Origin of the sequence: Bacteroides sp. LFL-34, from assembly GCF_027257075.1 — a bacterium.
Classification (GTDB): domain Bacteria; phylum Bacteroidota; class Bacteroidia; order Bacteroidales; family Bacteroidaceae; genus Bacteroides; species Bacteroides ovatus.
The window spans coordinates 1-1,042 of the sequence record NZ_JAPQKZ010000136.1 but is presented as its reverse complement, the minus strand read 5'-3'; the positions used below and the strand labels follow the sequence as shown (position 1 = coordinate 1,042).

At 57.0% G+C, this 1,042-nt stretch carries 1 protein-coding gene; it reads left to right on the top strand.

Annotated features, from left to right (window positions below):
* Positions 1 to 136 precede the first annotated feature (136 nt).
* A partial coding sequence (locus N5O98_RS27215) for a fimbrillin family protein (RefSeq protein ID WP_269496263.1) occupies positions 137 to 1,042 on the top strand: 906 nt, incomplete at its 3' end.

The window sequence follows — 1,042 nt, the reverse complement described above, 5'->3', positions numbered from 1 at the left end:
GCCTTGCAGAACGCAGGCTCAGAGTGGCGTTACGAACTTAATGGAGCATTGCCTACCTTGAGGAAGCAGTAAACCGTCGGGCGGAAAAAGTTCCGCCCGCAACGGAAAGAACCGAAGTAATAAAATAACAGATATAGTGAAGACAAAAATTTTAGCACTTGCAGCGCTCGTCCTCTCACTGGCAGCCTGTACGCAGGACGAACTGGCAGACAATAACCGTCTGCCCGAAGGTGAATACCCCGTACTCATCCGTGCCACCGGATTGTCCGTAGAGGCAACGCCGCAGGCAGCCCCTTCCACCCGGGCCACCGTGGACGGCGACTGGCAGGGTGTCACTTCCGTGGCACTCAAGTTGGGTGATGCGGTAAAGGAATACACCGTAACGGCTTCTACCGATTTCAAAAGTGCCACACTCTCACGCGAGAACGACCCACACTACTGGACAAGCCGCGACCCGATTACCGTATCGGCATGGTGGCCCTTCGATAATGCCGACATCACCCAGATGCCTGCAGTGAAGGTGGCTGAAGACCAGAGCCAATTGGCTGACTTTCAGAACAGCGACTTCATCTCCGCTGAAAACAAGACGGTGAAATTTGACGACCCGACACTTGGATTTACCCACCGCACGGCACGCGTGACAATCGAGCTGAAGCCCGGCACGGGATTCACGAGCGTCGCCGGTGCCACGGTGAGCCTCGTGAGCCTGTCCGCCGATAACGGCAACCCGACCGCCATCAAGACTTACAACGCAAGCGGCAACACCTATGAGGCACTGACCGCCCCACAGACCGTTGCGGCAGGCAAGCAGTTCATCCGGGTGGAACTCGGCGGCGGCACCTTCTACTTCTGCCCGCAGAACAACGTCGTATTAGAAGCGGGTAGCCGCTATATCTACACCGTCAAGGTGAACGCCACCGGCTTGACGTTAGAGGGTTGCACTATCGGTGAATGGGCTGACGGCGGCGGCGAGAGCGGCACAGCCGAGGATTTGGGCTACATCTACGACAGCAACACCAAGACCTACACGGTCTATAACGCC